General features: G+C 42.5%; 19 protein-coding genes. All 19 read left to right on the top strand.

The window, feature by feature from the left end; genetic code table 11:
* The first annotated feature begins 89 nt into the window (after positions 1-89).
* The 19 genes from hypA to yjbE all read left to right on the top strand — a co-directional run bounded on the left by hypA (position 90) and on the right by yjbE (position 20,919).
* Positions 90-449, top strand: coding sequence for a hydrogenase maturation nickel metallochaperone HypA (gene hypA, locus OH773_RS00815; protein WP_064542445.1), 360 nt, complete (start codon positions 90-92; stop codon positions 447-449).
* A complete protein-coding gene (gene hypB, locus OH773_RS00820) occupies positions 442-1,305 on the top strand; it encodes a hydrogenase nickel incorporation protein HypB (protein ID WP_270142170.1) in 864 nt (287 codons plus the stop codon). The genes hypA and hypB overlap by 8 nt, the downstream gene beginning before the upstream one ends.
* Positions 1,296-1,556 carry a HypC/HybG/HupF family hydrogenase formation chaperone gene (locus OH773_RS00825; RefSeq protein ID WP_270146024.1) on the top strand — a complete coding sequence of 87 codons (261 nt, stop codon included), beginning with the start codon at positions 1,296-1,298 and terminating at the stop codon, positions 1,554-1,556. The genes hypB and OH773_RS00825 overlap by 10 nt, the downstream gene beginning before the upstream one ends.
* Positions 1,556-2,677, top strand: coding sequence for a hydrogenase formation protein HypD (gene hypD, locus OH773_RS00830; RefSeq protein ID WP_270146026.1), 1,122 nt, complete (start codon positions 1,556-1,558; stop codon positions 2,675-2,677). Before OH773_RS00825 ends, hypD begins: the two co-directional genes overlap by 1 nt.
* Positions 2,674-3,684 carry a hydrogenase expression/formation protein HypE gene (gene hypE / locus OH773_RS00835; protein WP_270142172.1) on the top strand — a complete coding sequence of 337 codons (1,011 nt, stop codon included), beginning with the start codon at positions 2,674-2,676 and terminating at the stop codon, positions 3,682-3,684. Before hypD ends, hypE begins: the two co-directional genes overlap by 4 nt.
* A 146-nt stretch (positions 3,685-3,830) precedes the next feature.
* Entirely contained in the window at positions 3,831-5,915 is a 2,085-nt protein-coding gene (gene flhA, locus OH773_RS00840; RefSeq protein ID WP_270142174.1) for a formate hydrogenlyase transcriptional activator FlhA, read from the top strand.
* Positions 5,916-5,962: 47 nt separating this feature from the next.
* A complete protein-coding gene (gene yajD / locus OH773_RS00845) occupies positions 5,963-6,310 on the top strand; it encodes an HNH nuclease YajD (RefSeq protein WP_034460453.1) in 348 nt (115 codons plus the stop codon).
* Between the two features lie 1,823 nt (positions 6,311-8,133).
* Positions 8,134-9,237, top strand: a complete 1,104-nt coding sequence (gene wecA, locus OH773_RS00850) for a UDP-N-acetylglucosamine--undecaprenyl-phosphate N-acetylglucosaminephosphotransferase (protein ID WP_270142177.1) — start codon at positions 8,134-8,136, stop codon at positions 9,235-9,237.
* Positions 9,238-9,310: 73 nt separating this feature from the next.
* A complete protein-coding gene (locus OH773_RS00855) occupies positions 9,311-10,447 on the top strand; it encodes a polysaccharide export protein (protein WP_270142179.1) in 1,137 nt (378 codons plus the stop codon).
* A 2-nt stretch (positions 10,448-10,449) separates the two neighbouring features.
* Positions 10,450-10,884, top strand: a complete 435-nt coding sequence (locus OH773_RS00860; protein WP_270142181.1) for an arsenate reductase/protein-tyrosine-phosphatase family protein — start codon at positions 10,450-10,452, stop codon at positions 10,882-10,884.
* Between the two features lie 23 nt (positions 10,885-10,907).
* Positions 10,908-13,046, top strand: a complete 2,139-nt coding sequence (locus OH773_RS00865; protein WP_270142184.1) for a polysaccharide biosynthesis tyrosine autokinase — start codon at positions 10,908-10,910, stop codon at positions 13,044-13,046.
* A gap of 44 nt (positions 13,047-13,090) precedes the next feature.
* Positions 13,091-13,807 (top strand): WecB/TagA/CpsF family glycosyltransferase, encoded by a 717-nt coding sequence (locus tag OH773_RS00870; RefSeq protein WP_270142186.1) that lies wholly within the window; start codon positions 13,091-13,093, stop codon positions 13,805-13,807.
* Positions 13,804-14,562 carry a glycosyltransferase family 32 protein gene (locus OH773_RS00875; protein WP_270142189.1) on the top strand — a complete coding sequence of 253 codons (759 nt, stop codon included), beginning with the start codon at positions 13,804-13,806 and terminating at the stop codon, positions 14,560-14,562. Before OH773_RS00870 ends, OH773_RS00875 begins: the two co-directional genes overlap by 4 nt.
* Positions 14,563-14,586: 24 nt before the next feature.
* Positions 14,587-15,693, top strand: coding sequence for a hypothetical protein (locus OH773_RS00880; RefSeq protein WP_270142191.1), 1,107 nt, complete (start codon positions 14,587-14,589; stop codon positions 15,691-15,693).
* Between the two features lie 131 nt (positions 15,694-15,824).
* Complete coding sequence (locus tag OH773_RS00885; RefSeq protein ID WP_270142193.1) at positions 15,825-16,724, top strand: glycosyltransferase family 2 protein; 900 nt, start codon at positions 15,825-15,827, stop codon at positions 16,722-16,724.
* 61 nt (positions 16,725-16,785) lie between these two features.
* The gene (locus tag OH773_RS00890) at positions 16,786-17,745 is read left to right on the top strand and encodes a phosphoribosyltransferase family protein (RefSeq protein WP_270142195.1); all 960 of its coding nucleotides are present in this window, start codon (positions 16,786-16,788) and stop codon (positions 17,743-17,745) included.
* 1 nt (position 17,746) lies between these two features.
* Positions 17,747-18,913: a nucleotide sugar dehydrogenase gene (locus tag OH773_RS00895; RefSeq protein WP_270142198.1), complete on the top strand. Its 1,167-nt coding sequence runs from the start codon at positions 17,747-17,749 to the stop codon at positions 18,911-18,913.
* A 169-nt stretch (positions 18,914-19,082) separates the two neighbouring features.
* Positions 19,083-20,516 (top strand): lipopolysaccharide biosynthesis protein, encoded by a 1,434-nt coding sequence (locus OH773_RS00900; RefSeq protein WP_270142201.1) that lies wholly within the window; start codon positions 19,083-19,085, stop codon positions 20,514-20,516.
* Between the two features lie 148 nt (positions 20,517-20,664).
* A complete protein-coding gene (yjbE, locus tag OH773_RS00905; RefSeq protein ID WP_270142203.1) occupies positions 20,665-20,919 on the top strand; it encodes an exopolysaccharide production protein YjbE in 255 nt (84 codons plus the stop codon).
* Positions 20,920-20,938: the final 19 nt, after the last annotated feature.

Genomic DNA, 20,938 nt, shown 5'->3' on the forward strand with positions numbered 1-20,938 from the left:
TCCTTCTCCCTGGGGAGAAGGTCGGGATGAGGGGAGGGCAGTCCTGGCACCATCCTTGCATTACCTCCATCAGATACCCCGGAGGCAACATGCACGAAATCACCCTCTGCCAACGCGCACTGGAACTCATTGAAGCTCAAGCCCGCCAGCACGGAGCGACACGCGTCACCGCCGTCTGGCTGGAAGTGGGCGCTTTCTCATGCGTTGAGCAAAGCGCGCTGGAGTTTTGCTTCGAATTAGTGTGCCGCGACACCCTCGCTGAAGGCTGCCAGCTTCATATCCATCAACAAGAAGCGGAATGCTGGTGCTACGACTGCCAGCAGCACATCACCTTGTTAACGCAGTTGGTTCGGCGTTGTCCGCTGTGCGAGGGCAGCAATTTACGCATCGTTGCAGATGATGGCGTGCAGATTAAGCGTCTGGAAGTGGAGGAGACAAATCATGTGTAGTACTTGTGGTTGCGCTGAAGGCAACTTGTATATAGAAGGCGACGAGCGCAATCCGCACTCCGGTTTTCGCAGTGCACCTTTCGCGCCTGCTACGCGGGCTTTAACGCCAATCACAGGCGTTAAATTTACCCCCACTGCTGATGAGCAGGGTGACTTGCACTACGGCCACGGTGCCGCGGGCACCCACGCACCGGGCATGACTCAGCGCCGCATGTTAGAAATCGAACTCAACGTGCTGGATAAAAACAACCAACTGGCGGTGTACAACCGCGAACAGTTCGCCAAACAGCAGCAACTGGTGCTGAACCTGGTATCAAGCCCGGGCTCCGGCAAAACGACGTTGCTGACCGAAAGCTTAAAGCGCCTGATTGACCGAGTCCCCTGTGCTGTTATTGAAGGCGACCAGCAAACCGTGAACGATGCCGCGCGTATTCGTGCCACGGGAACGCCCGCGATTCAGGTGAACACCGGTAAAGGTTGCCACCTTGATGCACAGATGATTCGTGATGCCATGCAGCGTTTGCCGCTTGAGCGCAACGGTATTCTGTTTATCGAAAACGTCGGTAACCTGGTGTGTCCGGCGAGTTTCGATCTGGGCGAGCGCCATAAAGTGGCGGTGCTTTCCGTGACGGAAGGTGAAGACAAGCCGCTGAAGTACCCACATATGTTTGCCGCCTCCTCGCTTATGCTGCTGAATAAAATCGACCTGCTGCCGTATTTGCAGTTCGATGTCGATAAGTGCCTGGATTACGCACGCCAGGTGAACCCGAATATCGAAATCCTGTTGGTTTCCGCAACAAGCGGCGAAGGCATGGATGAATGGCTGAACTGGCTGGAGACGCAGCGATGTGCATAGGCATTCCCGGTCAAATCGTTGAGCGCCTGGCAGACGGCAGCGCCAAAGTGGATGTGTGCGGTATCAAGCGTGACGTTAACCTGATGCTGGTCGGCGATGCGCAAATCGGCCAATGGGTTTTGGTGCACGTCGGTTTTGCGATGGCAATTATTGATGAAGCCGAAGCCCGCGACACCTTAGACGCGTTGCAAAACATGTTTGAAGTGGAACCCGATGTCGGCGGCTTGCTGTTTGGGGAAGAGCGCAAATGATGCACTTTGTTGACGAATACCGCGCGCCGGAAAAAGTGATGCAGTTAATAGATGTGCTGCGTGAACGTGCACAGAAGCTGACTTACACCGCCGAGCGTCCGCTGCGAATTATGGAAGTGTGCGGCGGGCATACCCACGCCATCTTTAAGTTTGGCCTCGACCAGTTGCTACCGGAAAATATCGAGTTTATCCACGGCCCAGGTTGCCCGGTATGCGTATTACCGATGGGCCGCATCGACGCCTGTATCGAAATCGCCAGCCATCCCGAAGTGATTTTTTGCACCTTTGGCGATGCGATGCGTGTGCCTGGGAAAAATGGCTCGTTGATGCAGGCGAAAGCGCGTGGTGCGGATGTGCGCGTGGTTTACTCGCCGATGGACGCGCTGGCGTTGGCAAGCCAGAACCCGGATCGCAAAGTGGTGTTCTTTGGCCTCGGTTTTGAAACCACCATGCCGACGACGGCCATCACCCTGCAACAAACCAAAGCGCAGGGCATCAACAATTTTTACTTCTTCTGTCAGCACATTACGCTCATTCCAACGCTGCGTAGCCTGCTCGAACAGCCCGACAACGGCATTGATGCTTTCCTGGCGCCCGGCCACGTCAGCATGGTGATTGGTACCGAAGCGTATGATTTTATCGCCACCGAGCATCATCGCCCGCTGGTGGTGGCAGGCTTTGAGCCGCTGGATTTATTGCAGGGCGTGGTGATGCTGGTGGAGCAAAAAATCCAACAGCATAGTGCGGTGGAAAACCAGTACAAACGCGTGGTGCCGGATGCCGGTAATCATCTTGCCCAGCAGGCGATTGCCGAGGTGTTTACCGTGCGCGGTGATGCCGAATGGCGCGGGCTTGGCACCATCAGCGATTCTGGCGTCCAGCTTACCGAAGGTTATCGTCAGTTTGATGCTGAAGACCATTTCAAACCCGCACCGCAACAGGTGTATGACGACCCGTTAGCCCGCTGCGGCGATGTGCTTACCGGGCGTTGCAAACCGCATCAGTGCCCGATGTTTGGCAAAACCTGCAATCCGCAAAATGCGTTTGGCGCATTGATGGTCTCGTCCGAAGGCGCATGTGCCGCCTGGTATCAATATCGCGGTCAGGAGAGCGAAGCATGAAAACGATTGAACTCGCCCACGGCAGTGGCGGCCAGGCAATGCAAAAGTTGGTAGCTGACTTGTTTGTGCAAGCGTTTGATAATCCCTGGCTTGCTGAGCAAGAAGACCAGGCGCGATTACCGCTGGCTGAACTGACTGCCAGTGGTGACCGCTTAGCTTTTTCAACCGATAGCTACGTCATTGACCCGCTATTTTTCCCCGGTGGTGATATTGGCAAGCTCGCCATTTGTGGCACGGCGAACGACGTTGCGGTGAGTGGTGCGACGCCGCGCTGGTTGTCCTGCGGATTTATCCTTGAAGAAGGTTTGCCGCTTGAAACATTAGAACGCGTCGTCACCAGTATGGCTGCGACCGCAAAGGCTGCGGGGATTGCGGTCGTGACCGGTGATACCAAAGTGGTGCAGCGGGGAGCGGCAGATAAACTGTTTATCAATACTGCGGGGATTGGTGCGATCCCTGCGGGGCTGAGCTGGGGCGCGCAACAAATCAGTGTCGGTGATGTGTTAATCGTCAGCGGAACGCTGGGCGACCATGGCGCGACTATCCTTAACCTGCGAGAGTCGCTGGGTCTGGAAGGCGCGCTGGAAAGTGACTGTGCGGTACTCGCTCCGTTAATCGCGCCATTGCTGAATATTGCAGGCGTAAAAGCGTTGCGTGATGCCACGCGCGGCGGGGTGAATGCGGTATTACACGAGTTTGCAGCCTCAAGTGGTTGCGGAATGGAAGTGACTGAAAACCAATTGCCATTGAACCCGGCGGTGCGTGGCGTGTGTGAATTACTGGGCCTCGATGCGCTGAATTTTGCCAACGAAGGTAAACTGGTGATTGCCGTACAACGTGACGCAGTTGATGCAGTGCTTGCAGCGTTGCAGTCACATCCTTTAGGTAAAAATGCCGCGATTATTGGTGATGTTGTCGAACGCAAAGGCGTGCGGGTCGCCGGACTTTACGGTGTAAAACGTTCGTTAGATTTACCCCATTCTGAGCCGCTACCACGGATTTGTTGACCTAAGCCAGGAACGATTTAACGCGCACGGGCTACACTTAAGCGCAATTTATATGACAAATGTCATCGGGGCCCTCACCCCAACTCTCTCCTTCCGAGAGGGAGAGAAAACGGGCCCTTTAGCCATCATCTTTCTGGATAAGCAAAATGCCATACACACCGATGAGTGATCTCGGGCAGCAGGGGCTGTTTGATATAACGCGTACCCTGTTGCAGCAACCTGATCTACCGGCGCTTGCCCATTGCCTGACGCAAATGGCAAAACAGGGTGCGCTCGCAGACAGAGTGAATATTCTGCTTTACCATCCATTGCATCAACGTGTGGCCTTTTATGGCAGGGATCAACACGACAAAGAACTGCATTACGAAGATGAAATGGTGCTGGCAAATGGACCAGTGCGGCGCGTGCTTTCACGCCCGGAAGCACTGATGTGTTCCCAGGAAGAGTTCAACGACACCTGGCCGCAGGTGATGAATCTGGATCTGTATGCCCCTTTTGGCCGCTACTGTCTGCTGCCGATGGCGGCAGAGGGTAAAATCATTGGCGGCTGCGAGTTTATTCGCAATATCGATACCACCTGGACGGACAAAGAGCTCAATCGCCTGCATACGCTGGCGCAAATTGTTGGGCTGGTGGCTGAGCAAATTCAAAGCCGCATCGACTCAAACCTCGGTTATCAACAGCTGTGCCGCGAACGTGACGACTTCCGTATCCTCGTGGCGGTGACCAACGCGGTACTGTCAAAGCTCGATCTCGATGAATTGATAAGCGAAGTGGCTCGCGAAATTCACCACTATTTTTCCATCGACTCCATCAGTATTGTCCTGCGCAGCAATCGCAAAGAAAGGCTGACTATCTACTCCACCCACTTTGTGGACGAGCAGTCGCCGATTCACGATCAAAGCGATGTGGCTATGGCGGGAACGCTTTCCGAGCGCGTCTTCAAAAGTGGCGAAATGCTGCTGCTTAATCTCCACCATGGCGACCAACTTGCGCCGTATGAGCGCATGCTGTTTGAAATGTGGGGCAACCAAATCCAGACGTTGTGCCTGCTGCCGCTCACGTTTGGCAACAATATGCTTGGCGTGTTGAAACTGGCGCAATGCGAGGCGGGTGTTTTTACTCCGCAAAATCTCAAGCTGCTGCGCCAGATTGCGGAGCGTATCGCCATTGCAGTGGACAACGCGCTGGCGTATCAGGAAATCCATCGCTTAAAAGAGAACCTCGTCGACGAAAACCTCTACCTCACCGAGCAAATCAATAATGTCGCCAGTGATTTTGGCGAGATTATTGGCCGTAGCGATGTGATGTCGAACGTGCTCAAGCAAGTCGATATGGTGGCAAAAAGCGACAGTACGGTGCTGATCCTCGGTGAAACCGGCACCGGTAAAGAGCTGATTGCACGGGCGATTCATAACCTGAGCGAGCGTAACAGCCGCCGCATGGTGAAAATAAACTGTGCCGCGATGCCGGCAGGATTGCTGGAAAGCGACCTGTTCGGCCATGAACGCGGCGCATTTACGGGCGCCAATACCCAGCGTATCGGGCGGTTTGAGCTTGCGGACAAAAGCTCGATGTTCCTTGATGAAGTCGGCGATATGCCACTGGAGTTGCAACCCAAACTGTTGCGCGTGCTGCAGGAGCAAGAATTTGAGCGGCTCGGCAGCAACAAAGTGCAGCAGGTGGACGTGCGCTTAATTGCGGCGACCAACCGCAATCTCAAGGAGATGGTGGCCGAACGTGAATTTCGTAGCGACCTCTATTATCGCCTGAACGTATTCCCCATCATGCTGCCACCGCTGCGCGAGCGCCCGGAAGATATTCCGCTGCTGGTGAAATCCTTCACCTTTAAAATCGCCCATCGCATGAACCGCAACATTGACAGTATTCCGGCGGAAACCTTGCGCGCGCTAAGCCGTATGGACTGGCCGGGTAACGTACGTGAGCTGGAAAATGTGATTGAACGTGCGGTGCTGCTGACACGCGGCAATGTGCTGCATCTTTCTTTGCCAGAAATGGACTATCACCGGGCGGAAGAAAAAGCGCTGCCAGCTATGGTGAGTGAGGAATTTCGTGAAGGGGAAGATGAAGCGCAGAGAATTTTGCGTGTGCTAAAAGAAACCAACGGGGTGGTCGCCGGCCCGCGTGGTGCGGCACAGCGGCTAGGACTCAAGCGCACGACGTTGCTTTCACGGATGAAACGTTTGGGGATTGATAAAGAGGGGATTTAGCTTGAAACTAGCTTTAGTCCACTCTTTTTATCAGGTAAACATCAATCATGGCTCTGATCCCGAAAAACTACACGCGGCTGGAAAGCGGCTACCGTGAAAAAGCGTTAAAAATCTACCCGTGGGTATGCGGGCGTTGCTCGCGTGAGTTTGTGTATTCAAACTTGCGTGAGCTGACGGTTCACCATATCGACCACGACCACACCAATAACCCGGAAGATGGCAGTAACTGGGAGCTGTTGTGCCTGTATTGCCATGACCACGAGCACTCGAAGTACACCGAAGCCGACCAATACGGCACGACCGTAGTGGCCGGTGAAGACGCGCAAAAAGATGTCGGCGAGGCGACCTACAACCCGTTTGCGGATTTAAAGTCGATGTTGAATAAGAAGAAGTAGTTATCTGGAGGGCAATGTAAACGTTGCCCTCTTTTTTTCGTTTCTGCCTGATTTCCCATCCCTTGGCGTCTTCGCCAGTCGTTCCGCCAACCCCTTTGCAAATCGCCACATAATCTCCTCCTGCACCTGAATCACCCTTATAGGTAATGCTGAGCAGCAACACTGTTCACGACACTGCTGTTGTTAAGAAGCAGTTAGAACGAGGAAGGGTTGGCGGCCAGACTCATGGAACACCCCATAATCAATAGAAAGTCAGTTTTTATGCAGATGGGCGTTCTGGGGCTGGAATGTCCATAAATACCCATAATTAACTCAGTAAATACGCATGCCATCCATGGAATAAGTGAAGTTTTATTTGGCAATTTTTGTGATTGTAATGGCGCTAAAATGATTATTTATGGGCATTATCCGGGCGATAGAGGGTGTTATGTGTATTTCTTCTGGTCTGTTCTATCCTGAGCAGAAAGTAACCCGAGGAAATTGTAGGGTTTAAATTATCATGATGTTGTGCGTATAGATCACAATGTACTGAATGTTATGGTGATTTTGTTTAGAACTGGGCGAAATAAAATGAACGTTCACGCGCGTAAAATGAGTGCATCTTCCCGTAGTCAAAAAAAATTTTAAAAAAACTATAATGCGGTTAATTAATAATAAAACTCCTGAGCATTCTTAAAAACTCTTATTATTTTTAGGAGTTTTCCTACGCCAGGCGGACGTGAGCGAGTAGCACATAACTCCAGGATTGCCATCATTCGAATGTATTTATTTTCGTTTTAAAATAAATTTGTCAGTCTTTTAATGCAGTTTGTCAGCATATGTATGCTCAAGGAGGGTGCTGGCTCTTCAGTGTCTCCATATATAATCAGCTAGTCTCTTCATTCCTAAGGTAAAATCTTCAAGATTTCATGAAAAAATGTCAGAAATATATTTTTACATCACGTGGCTTTTGCAGAAATTGAACGGCTTCAATGCAATAATGTATGAAAATATAACCAAACCAGTTGGTTAAATAGTCACACAAATAATAAACCAAAGTTACCGCTATGTTTTGTTGAGAGTAAATATGTTTTATATCATGTAGTTAACTATTCATTGTGTTCTGATTCAGAGTCTGTGTTTTCTAGATTTCCAAAATCACATTTTCAATTTTTAGCTCGTGTCAGATCGGATTAATCCGATAGCATTCATTCATGGCACGAATGGACAAAAGTGATTTTATGAATCATGTCCGTCTATATTTATAGACGGTTAATTTTCGTCATTCGGATAATATAATCAATTATTACTATTTATATTCTTATTGAATGTGCTCTATCTTGTGTGGTGTTTCATTTTTTATGAAATATTTTTTGTTATTAGTGGTGTATAAGCGATATTATTTTTATATGAAAACTTGAAGGTTATTTAATTATAATAAACATGACTAATGGTTACGCAGGAAAGTACTTCTTAAAGAATCAATTTTGTTTAATTAAATATTTTCTAAATAATTTAATGATGATTAATTAATCACTATATAATTTATTAGCCACATAACCCATAAGATTGTAACATGTTGTTTTTGTTGATAAAAAATTAATAACCACAAGGGATTATAACGTAAATTAATATATTCACTGCTAATAAGACCCTGTGGGTGTGATTTTTGACCTGAAAAATTAGACGTAATAGAATACTTTCGCCTCAGAATTATCCCATGTTAATTGTGTGTATTGACATGGTGACTTATGTGCACATTTTATGAATTTCACGAGTGGTATGTGGATATTTTCGCATTCGCCATGGGCGGTAGCGTGGCTAAAAAGAAATAAGGTATAACCATGAGTAAAGAAATTATCATCATGTTTTCTACAGCGATGACATTCCTCCTCCTCGCTCGCCTGGTTGCCTTAAAATGCGGTCTGGTCGACAAGCCCGGTGGGCGTAAGCAACACAAAGGGGAAATCCCCCTGGTCGGCGGGATCTCTTTCTACTGCGCAATAGTGGCGTTCTACCTGTTCTGGCCTGAATTTCTACCACACACTGAAGCGCATTTTCTTCCCTACTTGTTGAGCATCTCTCTACTGCTGTTTGTCGGCATTGCGGACGACCGCTTCGACCTGCCGGTTGTGCCGCGTGTATTCATCCAGGCGCTGTCTGCGGTCATCATCATGGTTGACGGTTTCTACCTCCAGACATTCGGCAAGGTTCTGGGTCATTACGAGTTACTGCTTGGCCCAATCGGTTACCTGGTGACGCTGTTCGCCACCTGGGCAGCCATCAATGCTTTCAATATGGTTGATGGCGTGGATGGGTTACTGGGTTCCGTCGCGAGTGCGACATTTGCCGCATTGATGGTGGCCTTCATGCTGGCAGGGGCACATATGCGAGCCATGTGGTGCCTGCTGATGATTGTTGCTCTGATCCCTTATTTGATGTTCAACATGGGGGTGGTAGTCAGTAAGCGTTTGAAAGTCTTCATGGGGGATGCGGGCAGCATGGTGATTGGCTTCACTATGCTGTGGCTCATTATTCTCGGTACCCAGGGTGACGACGCGGTGATGCCCCCAGTAAGCGCATTGTGGATGATCGCGCTGCCGCTCATGGACATGGTGACCATCATGGTGCGTCGCCTCCGCCGTGGGCAAAGCCCTTTCCATCCTGACCGCGATCATTTACACCATATTTTAATGCGTAGTGGGTTAACAGGCCGCCAGACGGTATTGGTTATGACCCTGCTAACCGCAACATTTGCCGGCAGCGGGATTGTACTTTCCCGGCTTGGCACACCTGAGTGGCTCTCACTGGTTGCGTTTCTTGTTCTGTTTAGTGGTTATTGTGTCACTAACAACAGGCTGCAAAAACGCAACCCTGATTTAAGAAAGAAACACAACTCGCCTCATAAAATTACAGTTAACGGTGACTTACCTGCGAGCAACCGCTAACCCCCCGATTTCTCTTTGTATAAAAGCCCAGCATTGCCGGGTTTTACACTATTAAATCAATCAAGTGACCATAATGATGACTGTAAAATTAGCAGCTGTTCCGTTATTGATTTCAGCTGCTTTACTGAGTGGCTGTACTATCGTTCCAGGCAGCAATCTCACCACTTCCGGCAAGACCATCGTCAATAAAGACGACACCAGCGCTAACTTCAACGACAAAGTTAACGTCTATACCGTTACCCCAAAACTGATCGATTCTCTGAGCTCTGCTCCGGTTGTGGCGCGTACCAACCCGAAGCTGGAAGATGAAGTTCAGAACTACCAATACCGTATTGGTGTGGGCGACGTGCTGATGGTCACCGTGTGGGATCACCCGGAATTGACCACGCCCGCAGGCCAATATCGTAGCGCTTCCGACACCGGTAACTGGGTGCAGTCTGACGGCACGATTTTCTACCCGTACGCGGGCAAAGTTAAAGTGGTTGGCCGCACACTGGCCCAGCTGCGCGAAGAGCTGACCGACAAACTGGCGGCTTACATTGAAACCCCTCAGATTGACATCAGCGTTGCTGCATTCCGCTCCCAAAAAGCGTATGTGACGGGCGAAGTCGTACGTTCTGGCCAACAGGCCATTACCAACGTGCCATTAACCATTATGGATGCGATTAACCAGGCCGGCGGCCTGGGTGAAAGTGCTGACTGGAACAACGCGGTGCTGACTCACAATGGTAAAGACGAGCGAATCTCTCTCCAGGCGCTGATGAAAAACGGCGACCTGCAACAAAACCGCCTGCTGTACAACGGCGACATTCTGTATGTGCCGCGCAACGATGACCTGAAAGTGTTCGTGATGGGTGAAGTGAAGAAACAGACCACCCTGAAAATGGACCGCAGTGGTATGACTCTGACTGAAGCGTTGGGCAATGCGGAAGGTATTGACCAGATGAGCTCTGACGCGACCGGGATTTTCGTTATCCGTTCAAACCGTGGGAAAGACGCCAGCGGCAAAATTGCCAACGTCTACCAGTTGAATGTTTCTGATGCTACCGCGCTGGTGATGGGAACTGAATTCAAACTACAGCCGTATGACATTGTGTATGTCACTACCGCACCTATTACCCGTTGGAACCGCGTAGTAAGCCAGCTGGTACCAACCATTTCTGGGGTTCACGACATGACTGAATCCACTCATTTGATCAAGGTCTGGTAACGATGTTTGATTCTATTTTAGTGGTTTGCATTGGCAATATTTGCCGCTCCCCGACCGGGGAGCGTTTAATGCGCCAGGCTCTGCCAGGTAAAAAGATTGATTCCGCTGGGCTGGGTGCCCTGGTAGGGGAAGGGGCAAATGCCATGGCGGCAGAAGTCGCCGCCGAGCATGGGATATCGCTTGATGGACATTGCGCGCAGGCTTTTTCATCAAGCCTTGCAATGCAATACGACTTGATTCTGGTGATGGAAAAATCCCACCTCGAGCGTATTAAGAAAAGCTATCCAGAAGTGAGTGGCAAAACCATGTTATTTGGCCACTGGCAAAATCAGCTGGAGATCGGCGACCCGTATAAGAAAAGCCGTGAAATGTACCAACTAGTTTATACACAACTAGCCCAAAGCACCGCGCGTTGGGTCCTGGCGTTAAAGAAATAGACACCGTAAAGAGATGCCGTTAAATGTCAGAACAAATTTCAGCAATGAATCAAAATAATAAAAGTAGCGATCAACTAGAACTACGTGAGCTTGTAGGTGTATTACAAGATAACAAATGGAAGATAGTAACAATCACTTTGCTCTTTACCATAATAAGCATTGCATATGCACTATTGGCAACACCAATTTATCGCGCTACAGCACTGGTCCAGGTTGAGCAAAGTGCGGGAAGCAGCGTTCTAAGTAAACTTTCCGATATTATGCCGGACAGTAAGCCTGAATCACAGACAGAGATTGGTTTATTACAGTCCCGTATGGTTTTGGGACGGACGGTCGATGAATTGGGGCTTGATACAGTCGTGGAAGAAAAACACTTTCCGCTGATTGGTAAAGGAGTGGCACGTTTATTGGGGCATCAAGAGGGCAAGATTGCTATTTCTCGCCTGAATGTTCCTGATGAATTACATGATGTACCTTTTACTGTAACTGTACTTTCTCCAACTCGATACAGCGTTGTCATCGATGATAAAACTCTACAGGGTGAAACTGGTGTTCTGTTATCCAAGAATGATATTAACCTGCTAATTAGTGAAATTGAGGCACCTAATGGGACCAAATTTTCGGTCACAAAACAGGAGAAATTAACAGCAATAAATGAGCTTCTCGAAAGTTTCAAAGTTGTAGATTTGAGTAAGGATAGCGGCATGCTGCAGCTATCCTTACTCGGTGAAAGCGCTAAACAAGCATCACAAATACTAAACAGTATTAGTAATAACTATCTTCAGCAAAATGTGGGGCGAAAATCTGAGGAGGCAGCAAAAAGTCTCGACTTTCTAAGAGAACAATTACCTCAGGTGCGCAGCAAACTGGATGAGGCTGAGAGTCGTTTAAACATTTTCCGTCAAAAAAATGAATCGGTTGATTTATCGTTAGAAGCAAAATCTGTGCTGGATACTACTGTCGCACTGGAAACACAGATTAATGAATTGACTTTTAAAGAAGCAGAAATCTCCAAATTATATACTCGTGATCATCCTGCTTACCGCACACTATTGGAAAAGAAAGCGCTGCTAATGAAAGAGCGTGATAAATTGAATGCTCGTATTGGAAATATGCCAAAAACCCAGCAGGAGATCTTAAGCCTTACACGTGATGTTCAATCTGGGCAAGAAGTATATATGCTGTTATTAAATAAACAGCAAGAGCTTAATATTAATAAAGCTAGTACGGTTGGAAATGTACGTATTATCGATGTTGCAGTAGCGGAAAGGAAACCTATCGCCCCGAAGAAAATACTAATTACAATGTTTGGGTTTGTTTCAGGCATATTCTTTTCAGTCGCATTTTGTTTATTGCGAAAATTTTTACATAGCGGCATTGAAAGTAGTGAACAAATTGAGAGCTTAGGATTGAATGTATATGCTTCAATTCCAGTTTCAAAATGGCTAAAAGAAAAAAATACGCAGCTTGCAAAAAACAAACAAAAGGCTGCACGTTCAGTTAATCTTCTTGCTAAAGATAACCCTACAGATCTCTCTGTTGAATCAATTCGCAGTCTACGTACCAGTCTACATTTTGCCATGATGCAGGCAGAGAATAATATCCTGTTAATATCTGGTGCTACCCCTGAGGCAGGAAAAACATTCGTAAGTTGTAACTTGGCTGCAGTGATTGCACAATCTGATAAAAAAGTACTTTTAATTGATGCTGATTTGCGTAAGGGACAGGTACACCATGTTATTGGTTGCCCGGAGGTGAATGGCCTTTCTGATATTTTAATTGGAACTAAAGTATTTGGAGATGTAATTAAGAGAACGGATATTGAAAATCTTGAATTTATTTCCCGTGGACAGATTCCACCAAACCCTTCTGAATTACTAATGAATTCCAATTTTAAAAAATTAATGGAGTGGGCTTCAGAAAAATATGACTTGGTAATAGTGGATACCCCACCAGTATTAGCTGTGAGTGATGCTTGCATCGCAGCAAAATATGCTGGCACTACAATGTTAGTAGCGCGTTTTCAGCAAAACACATTGAAAGAAATGGAGGCGTCAACAAAACGTTTTGAACAAAATAATCTTATAGTCAATGGTGTTATATTTAATGGGGTGGAAAAAAGAGTTAGTAATTATTATGAGTACGGGTCTTATTACAATTAATTACAAGCTTTCATTACTGGGAAAATATATGCATAGGAATGCAAATGAAAATATTGAGTATCAGTGATTACACAGATGTCAAAGAAAAATTAATTACAGAAGGAACCAGTCAAATAGTATCATTCGTTAACCCGTTTTCATATTATATGATGAAAGAGAATAAATATTTTTCATCAAACATTGATGGTTTTTTCGTTGATGGAGCACTACTGTGCTTAATGCATAATATTTTTAATCAAAAGAAGATAAAAAGAGTAAGTTTTGATTTTTCGTCTATAGCAGATGATTTTTTTAAGTTTTGTGAGAATAATAACTTAATAATTTCTATTGTAGGTGCAAAAAAAGAAGAACTTGAAAAGTCTTTATGTGTATTAAAAAAAAGATACCCTGCACTACAACTAGGATGTTGTCGTGATGGTTATTTCTGCGATAATGACATTGAATCCATAGCAGAGAAAACCATAAATTCTGATGTTGTAATTATAGCCATGGGAGCTCCTCGACAAGAAAAAGTTGCTCTGGCTATTTCCACACTGAATAAAAGCAAGCTTGTTATAACATGTGGAGGGTTTATTACTCAAACATCAATAAAAGAAGATTATTATGGTTTCGTAGTAAAAAAAACTGGATTGCGGTGGCTGCAAAGGGTTTTAATGCATAAACATGTGCGACATAAAGTTATTATGACATATCCGAAGTTTATTATTCGATACGTATTTGAAAGTCTTAATGTGAAAATACAGAAAAGAGTAAAGTCATGATACCTAAAGTTATTCATTACTGTTGGTTTGGGAAGGGCGAAAAAAGCAAATTTATTCATGAATGTATTAAATCGTGGAAAAAAAATTGTCCTGAATATAAAATAATTGAATGGAATGAAGATAATTTCGACTTTAGCATTTGCCAGTTTGCTAATGAAGCATATCAAGCTAAAAAATGGGCATTTGTGTCAGACTTTGTGCGACTTTATGTACTAAACAAATATGGTGGCGTATATTTAGATACGGATGTTGAGCTTTTGAAACCATTAACACCATATTTAAGCCATAATGCATTTTTAGGGTTTGAGGATAATGCTCTTATTTCTACTGCAGTAATTGGTGCAGAGAGAAAACATCCATTAATTAAGTATGCCTTGGATTATTATGATGGAAGTTCTTTTGTCTTAAGTTCAGGTAAATATAATATGACACCAAATACCGTGATCATAAGTAAAATACTTGAAAATAAGTATGAATTGAATGATGTGCGTGGGAGTTATAATAAGCGCATTCACCTGGATGATGGTTTGGATATTTACCCGTGGTATATTTTTAGTCCTAAGAATCATATTTCTGGTAAGGTTTATGTAGACGTAAATAGTGTTTCCATACACCATTTTAATGGTTCGTGGTTTACATTTAAGCACAGGGTCTTGAGGAAAATAATACTATCCACAGTGTTTTTTATAGGTAAGGATAAGTATGAATCACTTAAAAATAAAATTAATACATTCTTTAAACGCAAGATTTACTAAAGAAAGTAAGGGAAATAGTAAATCATGCCACTAACAAGTATATATTCTGTTTCATTGCTCATTTTTGTAATTACTGGATTGATAACTTATAAAGAATACAATCTTTTACCAGTAGACAATATATTAGATGTGATAATATTGGCAACACCATTTTTCCTTAAGGCTAAATTTGATTCAAAGTTTAACTTGGTGGTTTTTTATATAATAATCACATACATAACTGTAAAGATAATAATTAATGTTGGGGTTTTTGATGTTAATTATATTGATTTTATATTGGCTAATAAATTTGTTGTATATATTTCCGTGCTTTATTATCTTTCTGGCAAGAAAATATTTACACCTTCTTTTATAAAAAACACATATACGTTGTTAATATATGCTTTTTTGGCTAAATACATTTTATGGCATTTTATATCTAATACTGGAAGGCCAGGGGTTTTTGTTGAGAATAATTTTGAACTTCTTTTTTTAATTCTTCTTTCAATCACAAAAATTGAAAGGGTTGGACCGCTAACCAATATAGAGTTGGTGATTTTGCCATCTATATTTATACTCTCTGGGTCTCGATCTGGTTTATTGTGTATTCTTTTTATGATGTTTTGTTACATGGTAAAAAAATTAGATTATAAAATACTGTTAAAGCTGCTTTTTTTATCTGCATTAGCTCTCGTGGTATTTAAAATATTCGAATCCCGTATGAGTGGGACAGAGCTAAAACAAATAGACAGATATGTTTTTTTTGAAGGCTTTCTACATTCAATTAAGGACTGGAATACTTTAGATTATATTTTTGGGGATTTTGTACTGAAGCCCTTAGATGGAGCAACCTGCTCTCGCTTGTCTTTTTATCAACAACTTTTTAGCTATAGTGGGAGATATGAGTGTTACTCAGTAATATTGCATGCTTTCGTTTTACGACTTTTTTATGATTTCGGGAGTTTAGGGTTTATACTAACATTATATATTTTATGGAGGCTATTACGTGAACACTTATCGCTTCGTTCTGCTGGTATAGCTTTTTTTTGCATATTATTAAATGGATTTTCTGTAAGTTCGCTTAATAGTACATTTTGCATGTTAGGCTTAGTACTTATAGTTACATCATCTAATAGAACTATCTCTTCATGATAAGTAATATCAAGCCGTTGTTGATTTTTTTAATGAGCTAAACTGCAAATAGTAAGAGTGTGATTTATTTTTTTTCAGTTAAAATTGCACTGTTTTTATTATCCAGAAAAATTATTATGTGATGAAATATAATGATGGAAAAATCTTTATCAGTAGTTGTTCCTATATATAATAGTGCTAAATATATTAAAAAAACAATCGATAGTATAATTGAGGCAGCAAAAGGATATGTTTTTGAGATTATACTTGTCGATGATGTTTCAAGTGATATAGACATAGTACTAGAGATTATACAATCTATTGGTAATGTAAGGGTTATTAAAAAAAATAGCAAAAGTAATGCTTCGGATTCACGAAATATTGGTTTTTTAAATTCTAAGTATAATAATGTGTTTTTTTTAGACTCTGATGATTATTTTACACCTAACTATGTTAAAAGCAGACTATCAGTTATGGAAGTAAATAATGTAGGGGTGTATTTTGGATGTTTTATTTTAAATATAAATGATGACGTTAAAGTAATGTCTAAGAATTATAATGATGGGGTGGATATGAGAGAATTCATTTTTTCCCAAAAAGGTGATTTCCGATCTTCAACAATATCAATTGATAAAAGATATCATAAAGGAACTCTTTTTGATTCCTTGCAATACAAACACCAAGACTGGGGGTTTGGAATTAGATGCTATGATGCAGATGAGAGGATGCTGTATGATAATCAGTCATTAGTTCAAATTAATTGTGGTGCGAATATTCAAATGAGTAATTCTATGAATATTTCAGCTAGTGAATATTTCATCAATACTTATTTAAATGATAAAAAATTTCATAGTTCCTTTGTAAGGCTTCATTATTTTAATGCATTTTATAATAAAGATCTTGTGGCTCTTGAGTATTTTACATCCTTGACTAAAGAGTGTGGTGATAAATTATTTTATATGTATGTAATTCTATTGTTTATGTCTAAAACGAAGATGCATTCCTTAGTAGAATACATGATTAGGCTTTTATTTAAAATTAAAAATAGATGATTTTTTATTTTAAATATTTTGTGAAAAACATTACTGATGTAATAAATGTTAGCGAGATTTTATGCATTTTAAAAACATTTCCAGTTTAAGCCATGATATTAGAAAGAATTTATTCAAGATAAATAAACTTGATGTTGATCTTGTTGTTGGAATTCCGAGAAGTGGTATGATTCCCGCCTATACCATTGCATTGTATTTAAATATTGACTGTACAGATATTGCATCATTTATTAATAACACCCCATTAAAAAAAGGTAACACGCGGTGTTACAATAATAATTTATCCAATCCACATGATGCAAAAAAGATATTATTAGTAGATGATAGTATTGATTCTGGTCGTTCTATTAATAATGAATTGATGAGGATACCACAACACTTAAAAAATAGAGTTTCAACATTAGCAATTTACTCATCTTCTTTGAAGCGAAATGATGTTGATTTGTTTCTGGAGTATGTTCCTCATCCGCGCGTATTTGAATGGAATATTTATCATCATCCAGTTATCGAAAAATCCTGTGTCGATATTGATGGTGTGCTTTGTATAGATCCAACACCTGAGGAAAATGATGATGGCGATAAATATAGACATTTTCTACTGAATGCTGAGCCGTTGTTTATACCATCAGTTAAAATACATGCATTAGTCACAAGTAGATTGGAAAAATATCGTTCTGAAACAGAATCATGGCTTGAAAAACATGGTGTTCAATATGATAGTTTAATCATGCTCGATTTACCAACTAAAGAAGAAAGAATTAAAAGCGGTGCGCACTCTACACATAAATCACTTGCCTACAATAAACTAAATGCAAGTCTATTTATTGAAAGTGAAATTGATCAAGCAATTAATATTTGTAAGCGCACAGGTAAACCAGTTTATTGTGTTGACACAAATGAAATGATCCAAAGCTCTGCTGTTAATTCAATTCTAAAAAACCCCTCGCATATAAATAAGAAAATAATTAGGCGTTTGAAAAATATAGTTAAAGAAATAATAAACAGAGTTAAAGTGAAGTAATATGAGAATAGCAATATCTGGAACTGGTTACGTTGGTTTATCCAACGGGGTTTTACTTGCACAGAATCATGACGTAATCGCATTAGACATCATCCAACAAAAAGTCGATTTGCTAAATGATAAAATCTCTACAATTGTTGATAAGGATATCGAGCATTATCTTACGACCAAACGATTAAACTTCAGGGCAACCACAGATAAGCAGGAAGCTTACTGTAATGCTGACTTCGTGATTATCGCGACGCCGACTGATTATGATCCTAAAACAAACTACTTTAATACCTCCTCGGTAGAGGCGGTGATTAGAGATGTCGTTGCTATTAATCCTTCGGCAGTGATGGTTATTAAATCCACAGTGCCTGTAGGTTATACGGCCCGTATCAAGCAGTTGTTTGGCGTAGATAATATTCTCTTCTCACCAGAGTTCTTACGTGAAGGGAAAGCTTTGCACGATAACTTGCATCCATCGCGCATTGTTGTTGGCGAACGTTCTGAGCGAGCTTCTGTCTTCGCTGGATTGTTACTTGAAGGTGCCGTTGATAAAAGCGTCCAGGTGGTGTTTACCGACTCAACAGAAGCTGAAGCAATTAAGTTATTTTCCAATACCTATCTGGCCATGCGAGTTGCTTATTTTAATGAGCTCGATAGCTACGCAGAAACCCATGGCCTGAACGCCCGCGATATCATTGAAGGCGTTTGCCTGGACCCACGTATTGGCAACCACTACAACAACCCTTCTTTTGGTTACGGGGGTTATTGCTTGCCAAAAGATACCAAGCAGTTATTGGCTAACTACAATAATGTGCCTAACAACCTGATCAACGCGATTGTCGATGCTAACCGTACGCGTAAAGATTTTGTTGCTGATGCGATTCTTAGCCGCTCGCCAAAATGTGTTGGTGTGTATCGTCTGATCATGAAGGCGGGATCGGATAATTTCCGCGCTTCCTCTATTCAGGGGATCATGAAGCGCATTAAAGCCAAAGGCATAGAAGTTGTGGTTTATGAGCCTGTTCTACAGGAGAACGAGTTCTTTAAATCGAAGGTCATTCGTGATGTTGATGCGTTTAAAGTAATGTCAGATGTCATCATTTCTAACCGCATGGTTGAAGAGCTCGCTGATGTGGTAGATAAGGTTTATACACGAGATATTTTTGGTGAAAATTAGTTGTAAGGTATTTTATAAAAATAATTTTAGCATTGCTGCCTGAAGTGGTTTATGGTTGGTTTGAAAAAATTTATTTTGATAATGTTTTTAGTGGTTTATTAAAATTGAAAAATCAAATGTACTATCACTAGAGTTTATGTTGTAGCACATGTGACATTCAGGTAGATTTATGCAAATCAAGAAAAATATAAAGTGGGTAGGAATTAATCAAGTATTTAAAATAGTTGTACAAATCGTTGGAATGGTTGTTCTGGCAAGGATTATTGCACCAAAAGAATATGGTGTTATGTCCATGGCTTTAGTTGTTACAGTGTTTGCATCAATATTTAGAGATCTTGGTACTTCTGCTGCAATTATTCAAAAGAAAGAGCTAGATAGAAAAACAATAAATGCTGTATTTTGGTTGAATGTATTTATGGGGCTAAGTATTGGTGTGGTTATAGCCATTTGCTCTCCCTTTATTGCACAACTATTTCATGAAAAAAGACTAGTGTTTATATTATGTATTATTTCTTTAAGCTTTCCTGTAACCAGTCTTTCCTCTGTCCACTTGGCTCTACTTGAGCGAGAGTCAAAGTTTAATAAAGTCGCTTTTGTTGAAATGTCATCTTCTGCACTGGGCTTGGTTATCGCTATATTGATGGCTCTTCTCGGTTATGGTGTTTATAGTTTGGTTGCTCAGACTCTCATATCCTCTTTATTTTCCACCATTTTATTATGGTTGGGAAGTGATTGGCGGCCAATGAATAAAGTCTCTCTAAACCGTGATGAGTGTAAGAATATATTATCATTTAGCGGGAATTTAACAGGTTTTAACATTATAAATTATTTCTCCAGAAACGCAGATAGCATCATAATTGGGCATGTTTTTTCACCTCAGATATTGGGAGCATATTCATTAGCATATAGAATTATGCTGTTTCCATTACAGAGTTTAACATTTGTGGCAACTAGGGCATTGTTTCCTGTAATCAGTAGAAAGCAAGATAACATTCATGAGGTAAAAGATATTTATCTTAAAGTAATATCTGTTATATCTCTATTGGTATGCCCTATAATGAGTGGTCTTGCTATACTTCGTGAGCCTTTTATAAATTTTATAATGGGAGGGCAGTGGGGTTTAACAAGTGATTTATTATTATGGCTAGCACCTACCGGTTATATTCAGGCTATTGTTAGTACCTGTGGTGCTATATTTATGGCTCGAAACAAAGCTAAGGTGCTATTTTTACTTGGTGTTGTTAGTGCAATTCTTCAAGTTGGTGCATTCATTGTAGGCTCTCAACTTGGGATTATGTATATAGCAAAATTCTATTTGATTGCAAACGTCGCTAATTTCTTGATATGTATGTCTGTTGTGATGTCTCTTTTAAATGGTAATCTGCTAAATATTTTGAAGGTGATTTATCCTTCGATAACAGCATCTGTATTAATGTCATTATTTATTATTTTTGTTAGGGCTCGCAATGATTTTATTTTTGAATACCAACTAATTACATTGCCTGCACTTGGTGCTCTATTTTATTGCATGTATATAATCATATTTCATAAATCCACACTCTCCTTCCTTAAAAACACACCTGGAATTAAGACACACATTTAGTGGTGTATGTTCTAACTGGTGATGTTTTTATCTTGCTAACAATCTAATATTCATATTACTTTTTAAAATTTATTAGACATCAATTTTTCCCGGTGGAATTTATTCCACCGGGAAAATACACCAATGAAACAATAATAGAGGGCTATAAATGAAATTGATTAAATTATCTGCGCTAATGCTGTGTGTACTGGCGGCACCTATGGCATCGATGGCTGCGACTGAATCTGCTGCTGGTACCGCTGCAGGTTCTTCAACTGCAGCTGCGGGTGTGGCAACCGGTTCTGCGGTTGCTATCGGTGTCGGTGTGGTGGGTGCAGTCGCCATTTCTGCGCTCGTTGTTAGCAACAACCGCGACAGCAAAGGTGGCAGCACCAGCACCAGCACCACCACTTCTACGCATTAATCATTTCTAATATTCATGG

This window comes from Buttiauxella sp. WJP83, assembly GCF_027594725.1.
Taxonomy (GTDB): domain Bacteria; phylum Pseudomonadota; class Gammaproteobacteria; order Enterobacterales; family Enterobacteriaceae; genus Buttiauxella; species Buttiauxella selenatireducens.

Bases quoted from the DNA above. Each gene is read 5' to 3' on its own strand.
- hypA (WP_064542445.1), top strand. From the start codon at position 90: ATGCACGAAATCACCCTCTGCCAACGCGCACTGGAACTCATTGAAGCT.
- hypB (WP_270142170.1), top strand. From the start codon at position 442: ATGTGTAGTACTTGTGGTTGCGCTGAAGGCAACTTGTATATAGAAGGC.
- OH773_RS00825 (WP_270146024.1), top strand. From the start codon at position 1,296: ATGTGCATAGGCATTCCCGGTCAAATCGTTGAGCGCCTGGCAGACGGC.
- hypD (WP_270146026.1), top strand. From the start codon at position 1,556: ATGCACTTTGTTGACGAATACCGCGCGCCGGAAAAAGTGATGCAGTTA.
- hypE (WP_270142172.1), top strand. From the start codon at position 2,674: ATGAAAACGATTGAACTCGCCCACGGCAGTGGCGGCCAGGCAATGCAA.
- flhA (WP_270142174.1), top strand. From the start codon at position 3,831: ATGCCATACACACCGATGAGTGATCTCGGGCAGCAGGGGCTGTTTGAT.
- yajD (WP_034460453.1), top strand. From the start codon at position 5,963: ATGGCTCTGATCCCGAAAAACTACACGCGGCTGGAAAGCGGCTACCGT.
- wecA (WP_270142177.1), top strand. From the start codon at position 8,134: ATGAGTAAAGAAATTATCATCATGTTTTCTACAGCGATGACATTCCTC.
- OH773_RS00855 (WP_270142179.1), top strand. From the start codon at position 9,311: ATGATGACTGTAAAATTAGCAGCTGTTCCGTTATTGATTTCAGCTGCT.
- OH773_RS00860 (WP_270142181.1), top strand. From the start codon at position 10,450: ATGTTTGATTCTATTTTAGTGGTTTGCATTGGCAATATTTGCCGCTCC.
- OH773_RS00865 (WP_270142184.1), top strand. From the start codon at position 10,908: ATGTCAGAACAAATTTCAGCAATGAATCAAAATAATAAAAGTAGCGAT.
- OH773_RS00870 (WP_270142186.1), top strand. From the start codon at position 13,091: ATGAAAATATTGAGTATCAGTGATTACACAGATGTCAAAGAAAAATTA.
- OH773_RS00875 (WP_270142189.1), top strand. From the start codon at position 13,804: ATGATACCTAAAGTTATTCATTACTGTTGGTTTGGGAAGGGCGAAAAA.
- OH773_RS00880 (WP_270142191.1), top strand. From the start codon at position 14,587: ATGCCACTAACAAGTATATATTCTGTTTCATTGCTCATTTTTGTAATT.
- OH773_RS00885 (WP_270142193.1), top strand. From the start codon at position 15,825: ATGATGGAAAAATCTTTATCAGTAGTTGTTCCTATATATAATAGTGCT.
- OH773_RS00890 (WP_270142195.1), top strand. From the start codon at position 16,786: ATGCATTTTAAAAACATTTCCAGTTTAAGCCATGATATTAGAAAGAAT.
- OH773_RS00895 (WP_270142198.1), top strand. From the start codon at position 17,747: ATGAGAATAGCAATATCTGGAACTGGTTACGTTGGTTTATCCAACGGG.
- OH773_RS00900 (WP_270142201.1), top strand. From the start codon at position 19,083: ATGCAAATCAAGAAAAATATAAAGTGGGTAGGAATTAATCAAGTATTT.
- yjbE (WP_270142203.1), top strand. From the start codon at position 20,665: ATGAAATTGATTAAATTATCTGCGCTAATGCTGTGTGTACTGGCGGCA.